At 73.9% G+C, this 23081-nt stretch carries 18 protein-coding genes; 3 read left to right on the forward strand and 15 right to left on the reverse strand.

Annotated elements, in window-relative coordinates; all coding sequences use genetic code 11:
• The first annotated feature begins 24 nt into the window (after nucleotides 1-24).
• Nucleotides 25-1011, forward strand: a complete 987-nt coding sequence (locus tag ABGB01_RS06965; protein ID WP_347771444.1) for an acetylxylan esterase — start codon at nucleotides 25-27, stop codon at nucleotides 1009-1011.
• Nucleotides 1012-1084: 73 nt separating this feature from the next.
• Nucleotides 1085-1915, forward strand: coding sequence for an SAM-dependent methyltransferase (locus ABGB01_RS06970; protein ID WP_347771446.1), 831 nt, complete (start codon nucleotides 1085-1087; stop codon nucleotides 1913-1915).
• On the opposite strand, the gene ABGB01_RS06975 is transcribed toward ABGB01_RS06970, so the two are convergent.
• The 15 genes from ABGB01_RS06975 to ABGB01_RS07045 form a co-directional block, all read right to left on the reverse strand.
• A complete protein-coding gene (locus tag ABGB01_RS06975; protein ID WP_347771448.1) occupies nucleotides 1912-3303 on the reverse strand; it encodes a GH1 family beta-glucosidase in 1392 nt (463 codons plus the stop codon). The genes ABGB01_RS06970 and ABGB01_RS06975 overlap by 4 nt on opposite strands.
• Nucleotides 3300-5615 (reverse strand): alpha-xylosidase, encoded by a 2316-nt coding sequence (gene yicI, locus ABGB01_RS06980; protein ID WP_347771450.1) that lies wholly within the window; start codon nucleotides 5613-5615, stop codon nucleotides 3300-3302. Before yicI ends, ABGB01_RS06975 begins: the two co-directional genes overlap by 4 nt.
• Nucleotides 5616-5692: 77 nt before the next feature.
• Entirely contained in the window at nucleotides 5693-7702 is a 2010-nt protein-coding gene (locus tag ABGB01_RS06985; protein ID WP_347771452.1) for a beta-galactosidase, read from the reverse strand.
• Nucleotides 7699-8739 carry a LacI family DNA-binding transcriptional regulator gene (locus tag ABGB01_RS06990; protein ID WP_347771454.1) on the reverse strand — a complete coding sequence of 347 codons (1041 nt, stop codon included), beginning with the start codon at nucleotides 8737-8739 and terminating at the stop codon, nucleotides 7699-7701. The genes ABGB01_RS06985 and ABGB01_RS06990 overlap by 4 nt, the downstream gene beginning before the upstream one ends.
• Nucleotides 8740-8906: 167 nt before the next feature.
• On the reverse strand, nucleotides 8907-9869 hold the full coding sequence (locus tag ABGB01_RS06995) for an arabinan endo-1,5-alpha-L-arabinosidase (RefSeq protein WP_347771456.1): 963 nt from the start codon (nucleotides 9867-9869) through the stop codon (nucleotides 8907-8909).
• Between the two features lie 267 nt (nucleotides 9870-10136).
• Complete coding sequence (locus ABGB01_RS07000) at nucleotides 10137-11141, reverse strand: LacI family DNA-binding transcriptional regulator (RefSeq protein ID WP_347771458.1); 1005 nt, start codon at nucleotides 11139-11141, stop codon at nucleotides 10137-10139.
• Nucleotides 11138-12226 (reverse strand): Gfo/Idh/MocA family oxidoreductase, encoded by a 1089-nt coding sequence (locus ABGB01_RS07005; protein ID WP_347771460.1) that lies wholly within the window; start codon nucleotides 12224-12226, stop codon nucleotides 11138-11140. The genes ABGB01_RS07000 and ABGB01_RS07005 overlap by 4 nt, the downstream gene beginning before the upstream one ends.
• Entirely contained in the window at nucleotides 12223-13071 is an 849-nt protein-coding gene (locus ABGB01_RS07010; protein WP_347771462.1) for an amidohydrolase family protein, read from the reverse strand. Before ABGB01_RS07010 ends, ABGB01_RS07005 begins: the two co-directional genes overlap by 4 nt.
• Entirely contained in the window at nucleotides 13068-13568 is a 501-nt protein-coding gene (locus ABGB01_RS07015; RefSeq protein WP_347771464.1) for a VOC family protein, read from the reverse strand. Before ABGB01_RS07015 ends, ABGB01_RS07010 begins: the two co-directional genes overlap by 4 nt.
• A complete protein-coding gene (locus ABGB01_RS07020) occupies nucleotides 13565-14557 on the reverse strand; it encodes a transketolase C-terminal domain-containing protein (protein WP_347771466.1) in 993 nt (330 codons plus the stop codon). The genes ABGB01_RS07015 and ABGB01_RS07020 overlap by 4 nt, the downstream gene beginning before the upstream one ends.
• The gene (locus ABGB01_RS07025) at nucleotides 14550-15497 is read right to left on the reverse strand and encodes a thiamine pyrophosphate-dependent dehydrogenase E1 component subunit alpha (protein WP_347771468.1); all 948 of its coding nucleotides are present in this window, start codon (nucleotides 15495-15497) and stop codon (nucleotides 14550-14552) included. Before ABGB01_RS07025 ends, ABGB01_RS07020 begins: the two co-directional genes overlap by 8 nt.
• Entirely contained in the window at nucleotides 15490-16845 is a 1356-nt protein-coding gene (locus ABGB01_RS07030; RefSeq protein ID WP_347771470.1) for an adenylosuccinate lyase family protein, read from the reverse strand. Before ABGB01_RS07030 ends, ABGB01_RS07025 begins: the two co-directional genes overlap by 8 nt.
• A 2-nt stretch (nucleotides 16846-16847) precedes the next feature.
• On the reverse strand, nucleotides 16848-17606 hold the full coding sequence (locus ABGB01_RS07035) for an SDR family NAD(P)-dependent oxidoreductase (protein ID WP_347622193.1): 759 nt from the start codon (nucleotides 17604-17606) through the stop codon (nucleotides 16848-16850).
• 87 nt (nucleotides 17607-17693) lie between these two features.
• Nucleotides 17694-19481, reverse strand: coding sequence for an aldehyde ferredoxin oxidoreductase C-terminal domain-containing protein (locus ABGB01_RS07040; RefSeq protein ID WP_347771472.1), 1788 nt, complete (start codon nucleotides 19479-19481; stop codon nucleotides 17694-17696).
• A gap of 180 nt (nucleotides 19482-19661) precedes the next feature.
• On the reverse strand, nucleotides 19662-21908 hold the full coding sequence (locus ABGB01_RS07045; RefSeq protein WP_347771474.1) for a protein kinase: 2247 nt from the start codon (nucleotides 21906-21908) through the stop codon (nucleotides 19662-19664).
• Nucleotides 21909-22115: 207 nt separating this feature from the next.
• On the opposite strand from ABGB01_RS07045, the gene ABGB01_RS07050 reads away from it, so the two are divergent.
• Nucleotides 22116-23045, forward strand: a complete 930-nt coding sequence (locus tag ABGB01_RS07050) for a lytic transglycosylase domain-containing protein (RefSeq protein WP_347771476.1) — start codon at nucleotides 22116-22118, stop codon at nucleotides 23043-23045.
• Nucleotides 23046-23081: the final 36 nt, after the last annotated feature.

Below are 23081 nucleotides of genomic sequence, written 5' to 3' on the forward strand. Positions count from 1 at the left end.
GCGCCACTCCTTCACCATGATCGTATGAACCACGCCGCTCACTTGAGCCACCAGGGCGCCCGGGTGACCCACGCCCACCCCTTCGATCCGACCCACGGCTACGACCTGGACGCCCTGCTCGCCGTTCCGGCTCCCGAGGAGCCGGACGGCTTCGCCGCGTTCTGGCGGGGACTGCGCGCCCGTGCGGCGGCGGTGGACGTGGACGCCTGGGCGGGGCCTCCGGAGGGAGAGGCGGACGGCGTGGTCGTGCGTCCCGTGCGCTACACCTCGCTCGGCGGGGTCCGCCTCGGCGGCTGGCTCACCGTGCCCGCGGACGGCCGGGTCACGCGGGGCTGCGTGGTGGGCCACGGCTACGGCGGACGCGACGGCGTCGGCCCGCTGCCGCTCACCCGGGGAACGGCGGCGATCTGGCCGTGCGCGCGCGGCCTGGGCGACCGCGGCACGCAGCCGGGCATCCCCTCTGACGCCGCGCGGCACGTGCTGCACGGCATCGAGTCCAGGGACACGTACGTGCACGGCGGTTGCGCGGCCGACCTGTGGTGCGCGGCGACCGCCCTGCTGGATCTCGTGCCCGAGGCCGGGGGCAGGCTCGACTACATCGGCGCCAGTTTCGGGGGCGGCATCGGCGCGCTGGCGCTGCCCTGGGACGACCGCTTCACCGCCGCCGCCCTCGTCGTCCCCAGCTTCGGCGCGCATCCTGTGCGTCTCACCCTGCCCTGCACCGGCAGTGGCGAGGCCGTGCGCGCCAGGCACGCGCGCCACCCGGAGACGGCCGAGGTGCTGAGGTACTTCGACGCGGCCACGGCGGCGGCCCGGATCACGATCCCGGTGCACGTGGCCGCCGCGCTCTTCGACCCGGCCGTGCCGCCGCCCGGACAGTTCGCCGTGCACAACGCGCTGGCCGGGTCCAAGGAGCTGCACGTGTTAGAGACCGGCCACCACGACCACCCCGGGGTGCCGGCGGCGGAGAGGAGGCTGGCGGCGTCCCAGCGGGCGTTCCTTTGTTCATGAAATGTCCGCATATAGCGGGGTGCAGACTTAGGATCATGGGCCTAACCCCCCATGACCATCCGAGGAGCCGGCAGTGTCCGAGAGCGAGCAGGAAAGCGCCCCGCCCGGCATCGACACCAGCAAGCCCAGCGTCTCCCGCGTCTACGACCACATGCTCGGCGGCAAGGACAACTACGAGGTCGACCGCCAGGTGGCCGCCATGGCGCTCGAGGTCGCGCCCGACGCGCCCGAGGCGGCCAGGGCCAACAGGGAGTTCCTCCGCCGCACCGTACGCCATCTGACCGCGCAGGCCGGCATCCGCCAGTTCCTCGACATCGGCTCGGGGCTGCCGACGCAGGGCAACGTGCACGAGATCGCCCAGTCCGTCGCCCCGCGTTCCCGGGTCGTCTACGTCGACCACGACCCGATCGTGCTCGTGCACGGCCGCGCGCTGCTCGCCGTCGACCAGACCACCACGATCATCGAGGCCGACGCCCGCGACCCCGAGGCCATCCTCGCCGACAGGAAGACGCGCGGCCTCATCGACTTCTCCGAGCCGGTCGGGCTGCTCATGTTCGGGATCCTGCACCACCTCGGCGACGACGAGGACCCGGCCGGCATCGTGACCCGGCTCGTCCGGCCGCTCGCCCCGGGCAGCCACGTGGTGATCTCGCACTTCTGCAACCCGGGGGAGGCCATGCCCGAGGTGTCGCGGCAGGCGTACGCGGCGGAGAAGATCTTCAACGAGCACCTCGGCACCGGGCGCTGGCGCGCCCGCGAGGAGATCCTCGCCTTCTTCGACGGGCTGGAGCTGCTGGAGCCCGGCCTGGTGCCGCTGCCCGAGTGGCGGCCCGGCGCCGACGACCACGCGACGCCGGGCATCACGTACCACACCTTCGTCGGAGGCGTGGCCCGCAAACCCTAGGACGGCAGCTTGCCGGTGGCGACCACCTCGCGGTACCAGTGGGCGCTGTCCTTCCAGGTGCGCTCCATGGTGTCGTGGTCCACCCGCACGATGCCGAACCGCTTGGCGTACCCGTGCGCCCACTCGAAGTTGTCCATCAGCGACCATACGAAGTAGCCGCGCACGTCCGCACCGGCCGCGATCGCCTCGGTCACGGCCGTCAGGTGGCGGCGCAGGTAGTCGACGCGGCGCTCGTCACGGATGCGCCCGTCGGCGTCCACGACGTCGGCGAACGCGGCCCCGTTCTCGGTGATCATCAGTGGCAGGCCGGGGTGGTCGCGGTGCAGCCGCAGCAGCAGCTCGGTCAGGCCGGTCTCGTCGATGTTCCAGCCCATCTCGGTGTACGGCCCCGGCTGGCGGACGAACTCGACGTCCTCGCACGCGATCCACGGCGAGGCCGCTCCGTCCTGGTGCCCGTCGGCGGTCTCCCGCTGCGCGGAGCCGTCCCACTGGCGTACCAGGGTGGGGTTGTAGTAGTTGACCCCGAGCACGTCCAGCGGCTGGCACGCGGCCGCCTCGTCGCCGTCGCGCACGAACGACCAGTCGGTCACCGAGGCGGTGTCGGCGATGAGGTCGCGCGGGTAGGCGCCCTCCAGCATGGGGCCGAGGAACGCCCGGTTGGCCAGCGCGTCCGCGCGCCGCACGGCGTCGGCGTCGCGCTCGGACACGCCGCGCACGTGGTGCAGGTTGAGCGTGACCGACATCTGCGCCGCGGCGGCGGCCGTCGTGCGCAGCGCCTGGACGGCCAGGCCGTGGCCGAGGTTCAGGTGGTGCAGGGCGGCCAGCGCGGCGGCGGGCTCGGTCCTGGCCGGGGCGTGCACGCCGGAGGCGTAGCCGAGGTAGGCCGAGCACCACGGCTCGTTCAGCGTGATCCAGGTGCGCACACGGTCGCCGAGCGCGTCGCCCATGAGCCGGGCGTACTCGCCGAAGCGCAGCGCGGTGTCGCGGTGCGGCCAGCCGCCGGCGTCCTCCAGCTCCTGCGGCAGGTCCCAGTGGTAGAGCGTGGCCACGGGCGCGATGTTCCTGGTGAGCAGGCCGTCCACCAGCCGGGAGTAGAAGTCCACGCCGGGCGTGTTGACCGGGCCGGTGCCGCCGGGCTGCACGCGCGGCCAGGAGATGGAGAACCGGTACGCTCCGACGCCGAGCGCGGCTAGGTGGTCGAGGTCCTCCTCAAGGCGGTGGTAGTGGTCGCAGGCCACGTCGCCGGTGTCGCCGTTCGCGACGAGCCCGGGCGTGTGGGAGAAGGTGTCCCAGATCGACGGGCCTCTGCCGTCCTCGTTCCAGGCCCCCTCCACCTGGTAGGCGGCGGTGGCGGTGCCCCACAGGAAGTTCTCGGGAAAGGTGGTCATGCTGCTCCTCGGAGGATGATCTCGATGTCGTCGGTGTCCGGCCCGGCGGCCACCCGCACGCCGCCGGGGGTGGTCTCAAGGTCGGGGTGCCGGGCCTCGCGCACCCCGGCGAGCAGCAGGTTCCAGGGCGCGGGCGCGCCCAGGACGCGGCGGGCGCGGACCCGCTCGCCCACGCGCGCGACCTCGAACACCGCGGCGTCGCCGCCGTCGGCCGCGGGCACGGTGACCGTGCGGCTCCAGCCGTCGGCGAGCTGGTGGACCCGCAGGGTGACGCCGTCGGCGTAGTCGTAGTCGGGCCGGTCGTCGTGGGCCCCGATCGGCAGCACCGCGCCGGGCCGCACCAGCAGCGGCAGGCTGTCGAACCCGTGCCGCTCGGTACGCCAGCCGGGCCCGGTGACGGTCTCGCCGTCGAGCAGGCGGGTCCACACCCCGTCAGGGACGTAATACGAAATGTCGCCATCGGCGGACATCACCGGCGCCACCAGCAGGTCCGGGCCCAGCATGTACTGGGCGTCCAGGTGGTCGCAGGCCCGGTCACCGGGGAACTCCAGCTGCATCGCCCGCATCACCGGCAGGCCCTCGCGAGCGGCCTGGACGGCGGCGCCGTACAGGTAGGGCATCAGCCGCGCCTTGAGCCGGGTGAACGCGCGCAGCACGTCGACCGACTCCTCGTCGAACAACCACGGCACCCGGTAGGACCCGCTGCCGTGCAGCCGGCTGTGCGACGACAGCAGCCCGAAGGCCACCCACCGCTTGAACACGGCCGGATCGGGCCGCCCCTCGAAACCGCCGATGTCGTGGCTCCAGAACCCGAACCCGGCCAGGCCGAGCGACAGGCCGCCCCGCAGCGACTCGGCCATCGCCTCGAACGTCGACTCGCAGTCGCCGCCCCAGTGCACCGGCATCCGCTGCCCGCCCACGGTGGCCGACCTGGCGAACACCACGGGCGAGCCCCGCTCGGCCAGCACCCGGTGCACGGTCTCGTTGTAGACGAGGCTGTAGTAGTTGTGCATCCGCTCGGGGTCGGAGCCGTCGGCGTAGACGACGTCGGTCGGGACGCGCTCGCCGAAGTCGGTCTTGAACGCGTCCACCCCCATGTCGAGCAGCCCGCGCAGCCTGCCCGCATACCACTCCCTGGCGGCGGGGGAGGTGAAGTCCACCAGCGCCCGGCCAGCCTGCCAGTGGTCATCCTGCCAGACGGTCCCGTCGGGGCGGCGCAGCAGGTGCCCGGCGGCGGCGCCCTCGTCGAACAACGCCGACGCCTGCCCGATGTACGGGTTGATCCACACGCACACGCGCAGCCCGCGCTCCTTGAGCCGGCGCAGCATGCCCTCCGGGTCGGGGAACACCTCCGGGTCCCACTCGAAGTCGCACCACCGGTAGCGCCGCATCCAGAAACAGTCGAAGTGGAAGACGCTCAGCGGCAGGTCCCGCCCGGCCATCCCGTCCACGAACGACGTCACCGTGGCCTCGTCGTAGTCGGTGGTGAACGACGTCGACAACCAGAGCCCGAACGACCACGCGGGCGGCAGCGCGGGGCGGCCGGTCAGCGCCGTGTAGCGGCGCAGGACGTCGACCGGCGTCGGCCCGTGGATGACCAGGTATTCCAGGTCGTGGCCCTCGGTGCTGAACTGCACCCGCGACACCGACTCCGAGCCCACCTCGAACGACACCCGGCCGGGATGGTTGACGAACACGCCGTAGCCGCGGTTGGTGAGGTAGAAGGGCACGTTCTTGTAGGCCATCTCGCTGCTGGTGCCGCCGTCGTCGTTCCAGACGTCCACGGACTGCCCGTTGCGCACCAGAGGGCCGAAGCGCTCGCCGAGCCCGTACACGAGCTCCCCGGCGCTCAGGCGCAGCTGCTCGACCATGAAGTGCCGCTCCTCGGCGTCGTGCATCACGCCGAGGCTCTTGCCGGCGCTGCGGGTCAGCTCGCGGCCACCGGCGCTGAACGCCATCTCCCACGGCGCTTTTCTGCTCACCCGCACGGTGAGGGCGCCGCTGGCCAGGCTCGCGCTCTCGCCGTCCACGGCGACCCGCACGTCCGGCCGCTCGTCGCGCACCTCGAAGGCCGGCGCGTCCGGCACCGATCCGGCGAAGTGCACCGTACGGACCCTGATCACGTCCGGCATGGGGGACGAGAGGTCGAGCCGCAGCACCGGGCCGTCGAGGGTGTGGCCGCGGCGGGTGATCTCCCTCGTCGGGGCGAGCACCCGCAGCGAGCCGGCGTCCTCGGTCACGTCGTGGGCCGAGGCGGCGTAGTCGCCGCGCACCCCGGGGCGCATCCGCCAGTAGCCGTCTTTGAACTTCATCGGGATCGTGGCGCGGCGTCCCCGCCGTCAGGATCGGCGGGAGGCGCCGCCCCTCCTTTCGCAACAGTGAGGGGGAGTTATTCCGTGCGGGGGCGCAGCGCGACGACGTCGCGGGGGGCCAGCGTGACCTCGCCGCCCGCGACGGCTCCGGTCAGCAGGTCCTCCGCCTGCCCGGGGACGGGCACGACGGCCGTCTCGGCGCCGTGGTTGAGCAGGAACAGCACGTCGCCGCGGCGTACCGCCTCGACGCCCGGCGGCAGCCGTGGCAGCGCGCCGGCCACGCCGGCGTCGGCCAGCGCCCGCTCGACGATCTCGCCGAGCGCGGCGGCCTCGGGCATGGTCGCCACGTACCAGGCGACGCCGTCGCCGGCGCGATGCCGCAGCACGGCGGGGCTGCCCGCGAGGTCGCCGCCGGTGAACTCCGCCACCGCCTGCGCGCCCTCGGCCGCCACCAGCTCCGTCCAGGTGTGCGCGGTGAAGGCGGCGCCGCCGGCCCACCGGCAGCGCACCGGCACGTCATCGGGCGCCGGCAGCCACTCCTCGCCGGACGCGCCCAGCACCTCGCGCAGGGGCGCGGGGAACCTTCCGGTACGCACGTGCGAGCGTTCGTCCACCACCCCGGAGAACGGCCCGACCAGCAGCACGCCGCCGCCGCGCGCGTACGCGGTCAGCGCCGCCGCGTCACGGTCGCCGACGAGGAACAGGTTCGGGACCACCACCAGCGCGTAGCCGGACAGGTCGGCCGAGGGCGGCACCACGTCCACGCTCACGCCGCGCTCCCACAGCGGCAGGTAGTAGCCGAGCAACTGGTCGGTCGCGTTGAGCCGGTCGCTGGGCCGGCCGCGCTCCTCCAGCGCCCACCAGCTCGCCCAGTCGAACACCATCGCCACCCGCGCGGGAACCGGCGTGCCCGCCACGGAGGCGAGCCCGCGCAGCTCCCGGCCGTGGGCGCGGACCGCGGCGTGCAGCCGCGTGTCCGGCCCGGCGTGCGGCACCATCGCGGCGTGGAAACGCTCGGCGCCGAACCTGGAGGCCCGCCACTGGAAGTAGCAGAGCCCGTCCGCGCCGCGGGCCAGCGCCTGCAGCGACTCCAGCCGGAACTGCCCGGGCGGTTTGGGCAGGTTGTGCGGGCGCCAGTTGACGGCGCTCGTGGCCTGCTCCATCAGCAGCCACGGCCGGCCCTCCGCGAGCCCGCGCATCAGGTCGTGGGTGAGCGCCGTGCGCGCCGGGGCCAGCGGGTCGCCCGGCTCGGGATACCAGTCGTTGGAGACGACGTCCTCCTCGGCCGCCCACGACCAGTAGTCGACCGGCTTGAACAGCCCCATGAAGTTCGTGGTGACCGGCGTTCCGGGGGTGTGCTCCCGCAGGATGTCGCGCTCGGCCCGGTAGTGCTCCAGCAGCGCGTCGGAGCAGAACCTCCGCCAGTCGAGGCGCTGCGACGGGTTGATGATGTACGGGGCCAGCCGCGGAGGGACGATCTCGGCCCAGTCGCCGTAGCGCTGGCTCCAGAACGTGGTGCCCCACGCCTCGTTGAGCGTCTCCAGGTCGCCGTAGCGCTCGCGCAGCCAGGCGCGGAACGCGGCCGCCGACTCGTCGCAGTGGCAGACCTGGCCGTACTCGTTGCCGACGTGCCACAGGGCCAGCGCCGGGTGGCCGGCGTACCGGGAGGCCAGGGCGGAGACGATCGACAGGGCGCGCTCGCGGTAGACGGGCGAGGAGGGGCAGAACTGGTTGCGCGCGCCGTACCAGAGCCGGTGGCCCGACTCGTCGACCGGCAGCGTCTGCGGCCAGCGGTGCCCCAGCCACGGTGGCGGCGAGGCGGTGGGGGTGGCCAGGTCGACCGCGACGCCGTTCTCGTCCATGAGGTCGAGCACCCGGTCCAGCCAGCCGAAGTCCCGCACGTCCGGTTCGGGTTCGAGCCGGGCCCAGCTGAACACGCCGACGGTGACCAGGTTGACCCCGGCCTCGCGCATCAGCTCGGCGTCCTGCGCCCACACCTCCTCCGGCCACTGCTCGGGGTTGTAGTCGCCGCCGAACAGCAGCCCGCGGCCCGCGGTGAGCGTGTGCATCCCCAGCCGTGCGGTCATGCCCGCCTCCTCCCTTCCCGCCCGGTCGTACGTGGGGGCGCGGAGCTGTCGCCGGCCACCAGCCGGCAGGGCACCAGCCGCTGCTGGGGCGGCCCGTCGCCGCGCAGCCGGTCGATGAGCATGCGCGCGCCGAGCCTGCCGAGCTCCGTGCCGGGCGGCTCCAGCGCCGTCAGCCTGGGATGGAACATCTCCGCGACCCGGGCCGACGACAACACCAGCATCAGGGTCAGGTCGTCGGGGATCCGCCATCCGCGCGCCGCCACGGCCGCGATCACCCCGACCGCCGCGTGGTCGTCCATCACGGCCAGCGCGGTCACGCCGGGATGCGCGTCCATGAGCCGCTCGAACGCCTCGCGGCCCTCCTCCGCCGACCCCGGGCGGTAGCCGTCCGCGTAGCCGATCCCGGCCGCCCGCGCGGCGGCGGCGAACTCCTCGCCGGCGCGGACCGCGGGGCCGTAGCCGCCGGCGTACGCGTCGGCGGAGAGGTTGAAGAAGGCGAGCTCGCGATGGCCGAGCGCGGCCACGTGCGCCACGGCGGACCTGGCCGTGGCCGCGAAGTCGATGTCGGCGTAGTCGATAGAGCCGGGGTCGCGGGTGCGCCCTATCATGCTGAACGGCACGCCCGCCGCCGTCAGGAAGGCCGCGCGCTCGTCGTCGAGGCCGACCTCCATGAGCAGCACCCCGTCGACCAGCCCGAGGCCGGTGAGGTGGCGCAGCTCCTCGATCGGGTCGGCGTGCTCGGGGGAGAGCAGCAGGTGGTGGCCCAGCTCGCGGGCCGCCTCGGCGGCGCCGGTGGCGAACTGCATCTCCGTCAGGCCGAAGCCGCTGCGCGGGGCGGGGTAGAGCAGCGCGAGGATGCGGGTCCGCTTGCTCTGCAGACCCCTGGCCAGCAGGTTGGGGCGGTAGCCGAGCTCGGCCGCGGCCTGCTCGATGCGCCGCTTGGTGTCGGCCGCGACCGGCCGGGTGCCGTTGAGCGCGGCCGACACGGTGCTGATCGCGACCTGTGCGCGCTCGGCCACGTCTCGTAATGAGGACATCCTGCTCCCGACCCTGGGCACGCTCGGCCGGAGAGGGCCGATACGGTTGTCGAAACGTTTCGCACAACGTAGGGTCCGTTTTGTGCGGATGTCAATGGTCTTGATACGGATGTCCAGAAAGGCGGCCCCGGCCGCACCGGTGTGACCGGGGCGCGCTCGGCGGGTCCCTAGTGCACGTACGGCCAGCCGCCGGAATCCCAGCCGAGGAGGTTGATCCCGAGCTTGGGCGTGCCGTTGTCCGCGCCGTCGTAATAGTGGTAGACGAGCAGGTCGCCGTCGACGTCCCGCATGATGCTCTGCCCGCCGGGGCCGACGAACCGGCCGTGCGTCTCCAGGACCGGCGTGCCGCCGCCGCTCAGCATGGGCCGCCCCGAGCGGTCGGCGTACGGGCCGGTCGGGCTGGTGGAGCGGCCGACCTTGACCTTGTACGTGCTGCTCGTGCCGGCGCAGCACCGGTCGTAGGAGGCGAACAGGTAGTAGTGGTCGCCGTGCCTGACGATGTGGGGCGCCTCGACGGCGCGGGGCGCGTCGGGGCGGGTGGCGAGGTGGTGGAGCGTGCCGTCGCCAGGCAGTCGCTTGCCCGTCGAGGGGTCCAGCCGGATCATCCGGATGCCGCTCCAGTGGGAGCCGAAGCTCAGCCACCACCGGCCGGAGGCGTCCACGAGCAGGTTCGGGTCGATGGCGTTGTGGTCGGAGCTCGTCGTGGTGGCATAGACGACGCCCTGGTCGGTCCACGAGCCGGGCTGCCCGGTCGAGCTGGTGGCCAGGCCGATCGCGGAGTGGTTGGAGCCGAAGCTGGAGACCGCGTAATAGAGCAGATAGCGCCCGCCGTGCTGGGAGATGTCGGGCGCCCACGGATCGTTGCCGGAGGAGTAGGCACGCCACCACGACGGCGGCGTGCGGAAGGCGGATCCGGCCCGGGAGAAGGCGATGCGGTCGGCGGAGGTGCGCGCCTCCAGATAGCCGTGGGTGGAATAGAGCACATATCCGGTCGAGGTGCGGATCATCGTGGGGTCGTGGACGACGACGTCCCCGGTGACGTGGCCGGGGTCGGGGTAGGCGAAGGCCGTGCTCGCGAGGAGCGCGAGCGCGGCCGACGAGGTGCCGATCAGACGTGACAGGCGACGCACAGGGGTCCTCCTTCGGGGGGCGGCGGATGCCGCCGTTCGTGGTTCGCCTGCCTGACGCTGCGCCCGACGACATGTAAACCCGGCCTCTGACGGACGTCAATCGCCGCGTGAAACTTTCACGGCCGTCCGGGCGCGCTCCGCGGGGACCGGCCCCTGGTCTTGACAGGGGGCGCCGGCCGTGTCTACGTTCGAGCCGCTTTCGCGCTCGATGTTAACGCTAACAGTGCCTGCCGCGCTGCGCCACAGCGACCACCCGGCACCGGCGCGTCACCCGGGCGGCGGCGCGGTGGACCGGCGCTGGATGAGCTCTATGGGCCCGGCCAGCACCTCGGCCACCTTGTCGTCGGGCTTGAGCCCGGCGAGCAGGGTGACGCCGCGGCGGCCCAGCTCCGCCAGCGGCATCCGCACCGTGGTCAGGGCGGGGAACAGGTAACTGGCCAGCTCCAGGTCGTGCACGGCCACGATCGACACGTCCCGCGGGATCTCGAAGCCGGCCGAGCGCGCGCCCTCCATCGCGCCGATCGCCGAGGCCACGTTCGCCACGAACACCGCCGTCGGCCGCTCGGGGCCGTCGAGCAGGCGGGCCATCGCCGCCGCGCCGCCGGCCGGCGTGTAGCCCGCCGCCACGATCGGGCCCTCCGGCAGCCGCGCCTCGCGCATCGCCGCCGAGTAGCCCGCCGACCTACGGCCGGCCGTGTCGGCGGCGGCCGGTCCCGCCAGGTGGGCGATGCGGCGGTGACCAAGGCGTACGAGGTGCTCCACCGCGAGCGCGGCGGCCCGCTCGTCGTCGAGGATGACGTACCGCTCGACGCTCCTGCTGCGGTTGTTGAGCATGATCCACGGGATGGCGGCCCGGTCGAGGTGCTCGACGAGCCCGGCCTCGTCGCCCGCCCCGGCCAGCAGCAGGCCGTCGATGCGGCCCTGCCCGATCCGGTCCATGTACTCGCCGAGCCCGGCGCCGACGGCGCTGCCGGTGACCAGGACGTACCCCTGGGAGGCCGCCTCCGACTCCGCGCCCTTGATGATCTCCGCGTAGACGGGGTTGGCGAAGTCGGGGATGAACAGCCCGAACATGTGCGCACGCGCGGTGCGCAGGCTCCGCGCGGCCACGTTGGGCCGGTAGCCGAGCCTGTCGATCGCGGTCAGCACCCGCTCCCGCGTCTCCTGGCGGATGTTGAGCGTGGGGTCCTTGTTGATGACGCGGGAGACGACGGCCCTGTCGACCCTCGCCATCGTGGCGACGTCGGCGAGCGTGACCCGTGAACGCTTCATGCCGACGATCCTGGACGCACGCTCTCGCCCTTGTCCATCGAGCGGTAGAGGGCGTGGATCAGGCGTAGCGTGCCGAGGTTGTCGGCCCCGGACGTCTCCGGCTCGCCGCCCTCGGCGATCGCCCGCAGCAGCGAGCCCATCGGCCCGGCCACCGCGTCGGGCAACCACCGCGTGGTCACCGGGTACGGCAGCCAGCCGTCGGTCGGCAACGAGCGGCTGTTGACGGCCAGGGTGTCGGGGCGGCCGTGCGGATAGTCGTAGAGCAGGCCGAGCGTGCCCTTGATCGCGCCTTCCGTCCCGTCGATGCGGAACGACGCCTCCTGGTCGCCGGTGCGGTTCTCGTGCGTGGCGTGGACCAGCGCCCGCACGTCGCCCGGGTAGACCAGCGTGCTCATCGTCCTGGTCTCGCCCGTGGCGACCTGGCCTGGCGTGCGGCTGCCGGTGCAGAAGACGAGCTCGGGGTCGCCGAGGACCGAGCGGATCGCGTCGAGATAGTGGATGGAGTGGTAGACGATCTCCAGCCGCTCGGAGCTGACGAGCCAGTCCCAGGCGCTCCAGTCGGTGTGGATGTTCACCGTGAACGTCATGGCCGTCGGCTCGCCGATCCAGCCCGCGCGGACCATGGCGCGGGCGGCGGCGACGCCCTCGTCGAAGCGGAGCTGCTGGTTGACCGCGACCTTCAGCCCACGGGCCGCCGCCAGCTCGACGATCTCCTGCCCGGTCGCGACGTCGGGCGCGAACGGCTTCTGGCACAGCAGGTGCTTGCCGGCCGCCAGCGCCGCCCGCGCGATGGCGGGCTGCGCCCCCGGCGCGACCGCGATGTCGACCACGGCGGCCCGCTCGTCGGCCAGCAGCTCCTCCAGCGACCCGTACGACCTGGGCACCCCGTGGCGGCCGGCCACCTCGGCGGCCCGCCCGGCGTCGAGGTCGAACAGCCCGGTCACCTCCAGCCCGGCCCGCCGGTAGGCGGGCAGGTGGGCGACGTCGACGATCGCGCCCGCGCCGACCACCGCGATCGGCAACCGGTGTCCGGCGGGGACGGCCAGGCCGGCCGCGGCGGCGATGGGCGCGAAAACGTCGATCATGCGGGCTCCTCCATGCCGTAGAAGCGGGTCGCGGTGCCGCCCAGCACGGCCGCGCGGTCGGCCGGCGACAGCCCGGACAGCGCCGCGCCCGTCTCCCGCCACACCTTCGCGTAGTCGCCGGCCAGCAGAGCCACCGGCCAGTCGCTGCCGAACATGAGCCGCTCGGGCCCGAACGACTCCAGCGCGTGCTCCACGTACGGCCGCAGTTCGGCGGCCGTCCAGGTCGCGGCGTCGGCCGCGGTGTTCAGCCCGGACACCTTGGCGTACACCTGCGGGCACGCGGCCGCGCGGGCGAGCAGCGACGCCCACGGCTCCCAGCCCTTCTCCCTGATCGGCGGCTTGGCGAGGTGGTCGATGACCATCCGCAGGCCCGGCACCCGCTCGGCGAGCACCGGCACGTGCTCCAGGTGCCGGGGCAGCACGGCCACCACGTCGAAGGGCAGCCCGGCCGCCGCCAGCAGCCGCAGCCCCTCGATCACGGAGTCCTGCAGCACCCAGTCGGGGTCGGGCTCGTCGTGGATGAGGTGGCGCACCCCGGCGAACTTCGGATGGCGCCGGTAGCGCTCCAGCGCCCCGGCCGCCTCGTCCGGCCGCCGCAGCGGCACCCAGCCCACCACCGCGCCGATCACGTCGTGGGCGTCGGCCTGCGCGAGCATGGCGTCGGTGTCGGCGTAGGAGTCCATCGCCTGCACCAGGACCGTGCGCTCGACTCCGGCGGCGGCGAGCTGGGGGAGCAGCTCGTCCGGCTCGAACGTGCGGAAGATCGGCCCCGACTCCGGGGTCAGCCACGGGTAGGAGCCGGTCTCGAGGTTCCAGAAGTGCTGGTGGGCGTCCACGACGGTCATCCGGCCTCCTCACCAGATCGTGCGGGCGGGTTCGCGGGGGGTTGGACCAGCTCCAGTGTGATCGCGTCGGGGTCGAGGAAGTAGCAGGCGTAGCCGCCCTTGTTGACGCCCGCGGTGATCTCTGCGGGCGGGTTGACGAAGCTCACGCCGGCCGCCGACAGCCGGGCGTGCTCCGCGCGGGCGTCCTCGACCGTGAGCGCCAGGTGGGCGGCGCCGGGCAGGTGGCGGGCAGGGGCGCGCGGCCGTTCGCGGGGCCGGCCGCGGGGCCGTACGTACTCGACCAGTTCCAGGTCGTGGGTGGAGACGCCGCGGGGCTGGCCGGGCACGGCGAGCTGGGCGACGCGCAGCACCGCGTCGGGGTAGCCGACGAGCCTGCGGGTGTAGGCGTTGTCCTGCTCCTGCCGGTGCACGAGGGCGAATCCGAGCAGGTCGCGGTAGAACGCCACGGACCTGTCGAGGTCGGCGACCGTGAACGAGAAGTGCCAGACGCCTCTCATCGCGGCGCCTCCCGCCCGGCCAGGGCGCGGAGCTCGTCCGCGACACGATCGGCGCCGGGCACCAGGGCCTGCGCCAGCGTCTGCGCGGCCGGCATCCGCACGTCGGGCGTCCCGATCCTGACGGGCGGCGCGAGCAGCGGCACCCCGGCGCCGGCCACACGGGCGACGACCTCCGCGCCGAAGCCGCCGGTGACGTTCGCCTCGTGCACGACCGCCAGCCTGCGGGTGCGGCGGGTGCTCTCCAGCACCGCCCCGGTGTCGAACGGGTTGAGCCACGGCGTCTCCAGCACCTCGGCGTCGATCCCCTCGCCGGCCAGCGCCTCGGCCGCCTCCAGCACCCGGTGCGTCATGGCGCCCCAGGTGACGACCGTGACGTCGGAGCCGGGACGGCGGGTGCGCGCCCCGCCCATCGGCTCGACCGGGCCGCCGACCTGGACCTGCTCCTTCGCACCGAAGTACAGCGTGCGGTTCTCGACCACCAGCACCGGGTCGTCGCAGTGCACGGCCGTCACCAGCAGGTCGTAGGCGTCCTGCGGCGTGCTCGGCATGCACACCCGCAGCCCCGGCACGTGCAGGAACAGCGCCTCCAGGCACTGGGAGTGCTGGGCGCACGCGCCGGGCGCGTTGCCCTGCTGGGTGCGGATCGTCAGCGGGGCGCTCAGCCGCCCGCCCGAGACGTAGCGCACGTTGGCCGCCTGGTTGACGATCTGGTCGAGCGCCACCAGGGAGAAGTCGGCCCACATGATCTCGACGATCGGGCGGCGGCCCATCATCGCCGCGCCCACCGCGCTGCCGAGGATGGCCGACTCGCTGATCGGCGTGTCGAACACCCGGTCGCCGTACTGCTTGCGCAGGCCCCTGGTGACGCCGAACACACCGCCCGGCACGGCGACGTCCTCGCCGTAGACGAGTGTCTCCGGCAGCTCCTCCATGAGCCGGTGCAGGGCCGCGTTCACGGCCTCGCCGTAGGTGAGATCGTGCTCAGGCATACAGGTGCTCCCTCGCGGTCGCGGGGTCGGCGAACGGCGCGCCGAGCGCCGCCGCGGCGGCGGACTCCATCTCCGCCCGCGCCCGGCGCTCCACCGCGTCGACGTCGTCGGCGGGCACCCCGTCGGCGAGCAGGCCCTCGCGCAGCCGGGCGATCGGCTCCCTGCGCCTGATCCGCTCCAGCTCGCCGGGCTGACGGTACGCCTCGGCGTCGCCGATGTAGTGGCCCACCAGCCGTTCGGTCATGCACTCCAGCAACGTTGGCCCGCCACCCTCGCGGGCGACCTCCAGGGCGTCGCGCATGTGGAAGCGCACGGCCTCGGCGTCGTTGCCGTCGATCCGGTGCCCGGGCATCCCGTACGCGGCCGCCCGGTCGGCCAGGCGCGGCGCGCGCACCATGTCGGCGATCGGCGTCAGCTCCGAGTAACGGTTGTTCTCGCAGACGAAGACGACCGGCAGGGAGAAGGCGGCGGCGAAGTTCATCGCCTCGTGCACCGCGCCCTGGTTCATCGCGCCGTCGCCGAAGACGCTCACGGCGGCCCGGCCCGAGCCGTCGAACCTGCCCGCCAGCGCGGCCCCGCACGCGATCGGCGCGCCGGCGCCCACGATCGAGTTCTCGCCGTGGAAGCCGTGCTCGGCGGCCGTGAAGTACGCCGAGCCGCCCCGGCCGCCGTTGACCCCCGCGGCCCGGCCCATCAGCTCGGCGAACAGCGGCTCCGCCGGCACGCCCCTGGCCAGCGCCCAGCCGTGACCGCGGTAGGTGGCGAACAGCGCGTCCCGCGGCTCCAGCACGTCGCACGCGCCGGCCGGGATGGCCTCCTGGCCGACGCACAGGTGCACAGACCCCACGATCGGGCCCTCAGCGCGCAGGTCGCGCACCTTCTCCTCGAACGCGCGGATCCGCCACATGGCCAGCAGGTCCGCGAGCCGTCTCTCACTCATCGCTCTTTCTCCAGGCGTCCAGGGCCGCGGCGCAGATCGCCCCGGCGTCGCCGATGTAGGACTCGGGCGGGATGGGCAGCGAGCCCAGGCTCGCCAGGTCGTCGGGGCCGGCGACGTCGCGCAGGGCGTCGGCCAGCGCGCGCCCGCGCTCGCGCGCCTCGTGGGCCGCCCGGTAGACCAGGTCGTGCGCCTTCTCCCGGCCCAGCACGGGCGCCAGGCGCATCATGTACGCCTCCGCCATGATCAGGCCGCCCTCCGCGCCCAGGTTGGCCCGCATGGCGGCAGGAAAGACGCGCAGCCCGGCGGCGACGTCGGCGGCCGTGGCCAGCGCGCCCGCGGCCAGCTCGGCCAGCAGCGGCACGACGTACCACTCGACCTGCCACTCGCCGGCCGCCCGTTCGTGGCCGGCCTCCATCGCGCGGAACAGACCGGAGCTGAGCGCCCCCGCCGTGCCGGACATGCCGATGACGGCTTCGCAGCCGATGGGGTTGGCCTTCTGCGGCATCGTGGAGGACGCCCCCCGGTGGTGGCCGCCGGCCTCGCGCACCTCGCCGACCTCGGTCCTGGACAGGTCCACGACCTCGCGGGCGAAGCGGGCGGCCGTGGCCGCCAGGCTCGCGCAGGTCACGCCGAACTCGGCGACGCCGTCCCTGGCCACGTGCCACGGCACGTCCGTGGTGCGCAGGCCGAGCCGCCCGGCCACGCCCTCGCGCACCTCGCGGGCGCGCTCGCCCATCGCCGCGGACGTGCCGCCGGCGCCGAACAGCGACACGACCCGCACCTGGCGGGAGGCGGCGGCGACCCGCTCGCGCTGCCGCGCCGCCTCCGCCAGCAGCACCGCCATCTTCGCGCCGAACGTCGTGGGCACCGCCTGCTGGGCGTGCGTGCGCGCGGCGATGACGGTGCCCGCGTGCCCGGCCACGAGACGGGCGAGCGCCTCGCCGAAGGAGCCGAGCAGCGTGGCCAGGTGGTCGAGGGCCTCGCCCATCTGCAGGGCGAGGCCGGTGTCCATGATGTCCTGCGTGGTGGCGCCGTAGTGGACCCGGCCGTCGGGCCCGTCCGGGAGGGCCGCCGCGATCATCCGGACGAGGGGGAGGATCGGATAGCCCACGTTCGCCGCCTCGTCCCAGAGGCGGTCGAGGTCGATGGCGTGCGGGACGCAGGCCGCGGCGATGGCCTGCGCATCGGCCTCGGTGATGATCCCCGCCTCCGCCTGGGCCAGAGAGAGCGCGGCCTCGGTGCGCAGCCAGGCGAGCACGGTGCGCTCGGCGGAGAAGATCCCGGCCATCGCGCGGTCGCCGAACAGCTCGGGCAGCAGCTTGAACGTCTGCGCGGAGGAGGCGGCCACGGTCAGTTCATCTCCAGTCCGCCGTCGACGTTCAGCGCCTGGCCCGTGACGAACGAGGCCAGATCGCTGGCCAGGAACAACACCGCCGAGGCGACCTCCTCGGGCCGGCCGGGGCGGCCCAGCGGCGTACGCTCGCCGACCTCCTTGAGGTGGGCGGCGCCCGCGCCGGGGCCGAAGCGCCGGTCGCGGTCGGCGATGATCTCGTCCCACATGGGGGTGAGGAAGACGCCGGGGCAGACCGCGTTGACCCGCACGGGGGCGAGCGCCTCGGCCGCCGACTTCGTCAGGGAGAGCAGCGCCGTCTTGGTGGCCGAGTAGTGGGCCGCGTTCGGGCGGCCCGAGCGGGCGGCGACGGAGGCGAGGGTGATGATCGAGCCGCCGCCCTGCTCGGCCATCCGCCGGCCGACGGCCTGGGTGAGCCAGAAGGCGGCGTTGAGGTTGGTGTCCACGATCCGCAGCCATTCGTCCGGCTCGATGTCCAGCAGCGGCGTGGTGCGCATGACCCCGGCGCAGTTCACCAGCACGTCGATCCGGCCGGGATGGGCGGCGAGGGCCTGGGCCTGGGACCGGTCGGTGAGGTCGGCCGGCCGCGCGGTGACGCCCAGCGTGGCCGCCGCCTCGGCGAGCCTCGGGCCCTCCAGGTCGGAGAGCACGACGTCCGCTCCTGCCTCGGCCAGCGCGCGGGCGCACGCCGGCCCGAGGCCGCCCGCACCGCCCGTGACGAGCGCCGTACGCCCGCTCAGGTCGATCGTGACAGCCATCCCCGATGGTCTCCCTCTCGTCAGTCAAACGATTGACCTGACCTTAACAGCGGCCTCGCGAACCGAACAAGAGGGAGATCAATTGTTCTATCGGGAAATGTCCTGCCAGCCGAGTTCCGCGCAGAACGCCGCGCGCGCCCGCGCGAACGCCGCGCGGTCGAGCACCGCGCCCTTGTGGCGGCCCTCCGTGATCGGCTCGTCGTGCATCCGCGCGGGCAGCCCGCCCGGGCCGCCGCCCTCCCTGGCCGCGTACGCGCGCATCTCGTCGAGCCGGAGCTGCCCGGCCGCCAGCAGGTCCTCCAGCGTGAACGCATCGCCGAGCACGGCGGTGACCAGCGCCGTCAGGCGGTCGACGGTCAGCGGGCGCGTGGGGGAGGAGGCGAAGACGCACAGGTTGAGCGCGTCGAGCCCGCTCCAGAGCCGCAGCAGCCGGGCGGTGCGCCGCCCGCGCTCCTCGTCCAGCACCCCGGCCGGGGCGGGCTCGGCGCCGATCCGCCGCGCCTCGGGGAAGCTGTAGCCCAGCCCTGCGACGGGATCGAAGTCGAGGTCGTGCTCCAGGGCGTCGTAGCGCGGGCCGCCCGGCGCGAGCGCGTACCCGAGCCCGACACCGGGCTGGATCCGTGGATCGAAACACGGCAGCTCCGCGCCCCCGGAGGTCATCGCGTACGCCGCCGCCCCCGGCCCCACCCGCGCCGCCGCCCTGGCCGACCCCTCCGCCAGCAGGTCGCCCAGCGCGCCGGCACGGGCGGCCACGTCCCTGATCAGCCCCGGCAGCGCCGCCACGTCGCCGAACGCCGGCCCGCCGGGCAGCAGGCCGCGCGCCGCGCACTCCATCGCGAACGCGAGCGTCCCGCCGAGCGAGACGGGATCGAGGCCGAGGTCGTTGCAGAGGGCGTTCGCGGCGAGCACGGCGTCGAGGTCGTCGATCCCCAGGTTCCACCCGAGCGACAGGAACGCCTCCTGCCCGAGCCCGCCGGAGCGCCGCTCGGTCAGCCCGGGCGGGGCGTACACCTTGAGGCAGTCGTTCGGGCACCCGGGGCACGCGCCCGTGGTCGCCACCGCTCGCCCGTCGTAGTCGCGGACGGCCGGAACGCGCAGCCCGCCCGCCCCCGGCACCGAGAAGTTCCGCACGGAGGCGTAGCCGGGATCGAGAGGGTCGCCCGCCCACCCGGCGAACCCCGGCTCACCCGCCTGCAGCGCCGCCAGCGGGTTCGTGGCCAGCGACTCCCGGTAGAAGGCCGCCAGTGCGGCTATCGTGCCGGGGTCGGCGACCGGCGCGGGAGCGTCGCCCGCGCACACGATCGCCTTGAGGTTCTTGGCGCCGAAGACCGCGCCCAGGCCGTACCGCCCGGCGGGGTGGGCGTGACCGGTGACCACGCTCGCGTACCTGACGAGGTTCTCCCCGGCGGGCCCGATGGCCGCCACCTGGGCCGTCGCGCCGTGCCTGGCACGCAGCGTGTCCGTCGTCGCGGCGACGCCGAGCCCCCACAGGTCGCCGGCGTCGCGGCACACGACCTCGCCGCCCTCGACCAGCAGGTACGACGGCCGCTCCGCCCGCCCCAGCACGGCCAGCGCCTTCGCCCCCGCCCCGCGCATCCCGGCCGCGAACGGCCCCAGCGCGTGCGCCTCCCCGGCCACCCCGGTCAGCGGCGACTTCGCCAGGAACACGGCCTTGGCCAGGCCGGGCGCCGCGGTCCCGCCCAGCATGCCCGCGGCCACGTACAGCAGGGCGCGGGGGTCGTGCGGATCCAGTCCGGCGGGCGTGCGCTCGGCCAGCAGCCGCAGCCCGAGGATGGACCCGCCGTAGTGTCCCCTCTCGGCCGAGCGGTCTTCGCGTTCGACGCTCCCGCTGGTCAGATCGACAATGAACGGCAACAAAGCCTCCTTGAGTCGAAGGAGGCGGCCGGCCCCGGGCAGGCCCGTCGCCGTCCGCCAGGCCTCAGGAGCGGCACACCATCACATATCACGCATACGGCGCAACCCCGTCCTTGAGGTGCGAGAACCGCGCGGACGGCGGTCCACCCCGGCCGTCATGTCGGTCGTGACCGGGGCGAGTCAGGCCGGGCCGAGACTCCAGACCTGCGCCTTCCCGTACTCGCCCGCACCCGCGATCACCGGCCTGCCGTCGAGCTCGGCCAGGGTGAGGGCGTGGACGGCGCCGCCGTCCGCGGGACGCAGCGCGCCGATGACCCGGGCCTCGTCGAGGTCCCAGATCCGGACGATGACCTCACCGCCCACGGGAGCGTGGGTCACGGCCGCGATGGGGAGGCCGCCGAGCCGCCCGGCCACGAGCGCGGTGGTGCCCCGGTCATCGGGGCTTCTGCCGCTGAAGTTCCACATCTTCCTGCGCTTGCCCGTCATCAGGTCGTGCACGCGGAGGGTGGCGTTGTCGTGCGTCGAGACGACCACCGGCCGGCCCTCGATCTCGCCGCAGGCCAGCAACTGGATCCCGCTGTACCTGCCCATGCCGAACGAGTGCCGCGGCTTTCCCGTCGACAGGCGCCACACCCGGACGCGCCCGCGGCCGTCCCCCGTGACGAGCACGTCGTCGGTGCCGAGCCGGCCGAAAGCCAGGCCGTGGACGCCCTGGAAGTGGTCGCTGATCGCCGGGCCGATCTGCTTGCCGGTGGCGATGTCCCACAGCCGTACGACGCTGTACAGGTCTTTGACGAGGTCGTACTTCTGCGACACGGCGATCGCTCTGCCCCCGTCCGTGCCCCCGCTTGCGCCCCCGCGTGTGATCGTGACCGCGATGACCGGGTCGCCGGCCCGGTGGTCGGCCAGGCTCTCGCCCGTCAGGGTCCACAGCCGCATCCTGCCGTCGGCGTGCCCGGAGGCCACCACCGGCCGGTCGCCCACCCGGCCGGCGGCCACCGAGGTGGCCGTGCCTCCGCCGTTACCGAGCGCGGTGACCGCCGCCGCGCCGTCGCCCGCCGCGTGCACGTCCCAGGCGAGTACGCGGCCCGTTGTGGTGGCGCACACGATCGTCGTCTCCGAGGCGGCCATGGAAACCGGATCGCCGGACTTCGAGGGCAGCGGCACGGGGCCCCTCACCGGCGTGCCGAACGGCTCGGCCGAGGCGGCCGGTGTGGGTGCCGGGGTGCCGGCGCCGGTGCCGGTCGCTCGCGGGGAGGCGGACGAGGAGACCTCCTGGCCGGGACGGCTCGTGTGCTCGCTGCCTGGCGGGAGCGGTGTGCGGCCGGGATCGAGGAAGGCGCGGTCGGGCCGTAACACGGCGAACGCGGACACCCCTGCCGCGGCCGCAGCGGCCACCCCGCCGATCACGACCCGGCGGCTGAGCGGCCTGGTCCGGTGCGGCGCGGTGTCCACCTCGGGCGGGCGCCCACGCCCGTCCGCCACCCCATGGCCCGGCACGCCCGCCGGCCCGTAGCGCGGCGGGGGCGGCACACTGTCGCCCGGGGAGGGGGGCGCCGCCTTGATCGGCGACCGTCCTTCTCGTGGGCCTGGCGTCGTGAGGTGCGGCCCGCCCCCGGGGTTCGTCCGCCGGATGATGTCCTGCAGCAGGTCGGTGGGGGTGGGCCGGGAGGCGGGGTCCTTGGACAGGCACGTCTCGATCAGCGGCAGCAGGTGCCCCGGCACTCCAGAAAGATCCGGCACGCCGTTGATCACGCTGTTCACGACGGCGGCCACCGTCGTGCCCGCGAAGGGCGTGCGTCCCGTGGCCGCGAACACGATCGTGCCCGCCCAGCTGAACACGTCCGACGCCGGCCCCACCCGCTCGGTCCCGAACTGCTCGGGCGACATGTACGCAGGAGTCCCGACCAGCCCGGACGTGTGCGTCGAGGCGTCGAGTGCCTTGGCGATCCCGAAGTCGATGACGATCGGCCCGTCGGGGCCCATCAGGACGTTGCCCGGCTTGAAGTCCCGGTGTACGATCCCGGCCTGGTGGATGGCCGTCAGCGCGGTCAGCGTGGAGATCGCGAGCCGGTCGAGCGCCCCGCCGGCGCGCGGCCCGTGGGAGCGGACGACCGCCTGCAGCGTGTCGCCGGGGACGTACTCGCTCACGATGTACGGCCGATCGCCCAGCATGCCGACGTCCAGCACCGCTGCCGTGCAGAACGCGGCCACCCGCCGCGCCGCCTCCACCTCCCGCATGAAGTCGGCGGTGGCGCCGCCGTCGTGGCTCAGGTGGCTGTGCAGTACCTTGATGGCGACGTCAGGCCCCGGGTCGCCGGCGCCCCGGTAGACCACTCCCTGCCCGCCGGTGCCGAGCACGCCGAGCAGCCGGTAGCCGCCGATGTGCTGCGGATCGTCCGGCCGGAGCGGGCGTATCTCTGGCATCCCGCCCCTTCGCTCGATCTGTTTGAACGATCCACACGATATGGCCATAAAGGCCATCGAACGAAGAATCGGCGCTCGAAAACGACTGACGGCAGCATCGCCCTCCACCTGCCGGAGCACGGGGTGCTGTTCGCCGGCGACACCTCGTATGCCGGATCGCTCGCGCGGCCGGTGCGCCCGGGCCGGAACCGGGTAGGTTGGCGGCCCATGGAGGAACGCCAGAAGCACCCACGACTCACCGGCCGGGGTCGCGCGCTCGCCGCGCTGGCGGCCGTGGCCCTCGCCGGGACGGCGGCCTGCGGAAACCCGGCGCCCGTGGCGAACGCCCCCGCGCGCCAGCCGCTGGCGGCCCCGACCAGCTCCGCGACACCCACGCCGAGCCGGACGCTCCCCGAGCCCGACGAGAAGATCCCCGCGAACGCCGCGAAGCTCGCCTCAGCCCTGAAGGAGACCACCTCCGCGCTCAACGACGCCATCGACGCCTGGAAGGGCAAGAAGGGCGAGCCGCCGGAGGACGTCGAGCTCCTGGCCCTCCACCACCAGCGCATGTACCGCTACGCCGCCCGCCATCCCAAGCTCGCCTCCCAGGCGTTCGCCCGCCTGCCGAAGGGCCTTGCCGCCCAGGCCAAGGACAACACGCGCGCCATCCGCGAGCTCCTGGCCCTGGCCCACCCGATCAAGCCGTCGACGCCGTTCAAGGTCCAGCCGGCCCGCCCGGCCGCCGAACTGCTCACGTACTTCAAGAAGGCCGAGCGCCGGTTCGGGGTGGAGTGGGAGGTGCTGGCGGCGGTGATGCTCTCGGAGACGAAGTTCGGCCGGGTGAAGTCGGCCAGCCACGTGGGCGCCCAGGGGCCGATGCAGTTCATGCCGGCGACCTGGAAGGCCTACGGGATGGGCGGCGACGTGCACGACCCGCGCGACGCCGTGATGGCCGCGGCCAACTACCTCAAGGCCAGCGGCGCGCCGCGCGACTATCAGCGGGCGCTGCACGCCTACAACCCGTCGCAGGCGTACGTGAACGCCATCCTCCTGCACGCCCGCCAGATCAAGCGCGATCCGCGGAACTACTACGTGTACTACAACTGGCAGGTGTACGTCATCACCACCGCCGGCGAGCGCCGCCTGACCGGCCCTTAACCGTCGCGAAGGCCGGTCGGGCGGCGCGCCTCCGTG

This window comes from Nonomuraea sp. B5E05 (genome assembly GCF_039880665.1).
Classification (GTDB): domain Bacteria; phylum Actinomycetota; class Actinomycetes; order Streptosporangiales; family Streptosporangiaceae; genus Nonomuraea.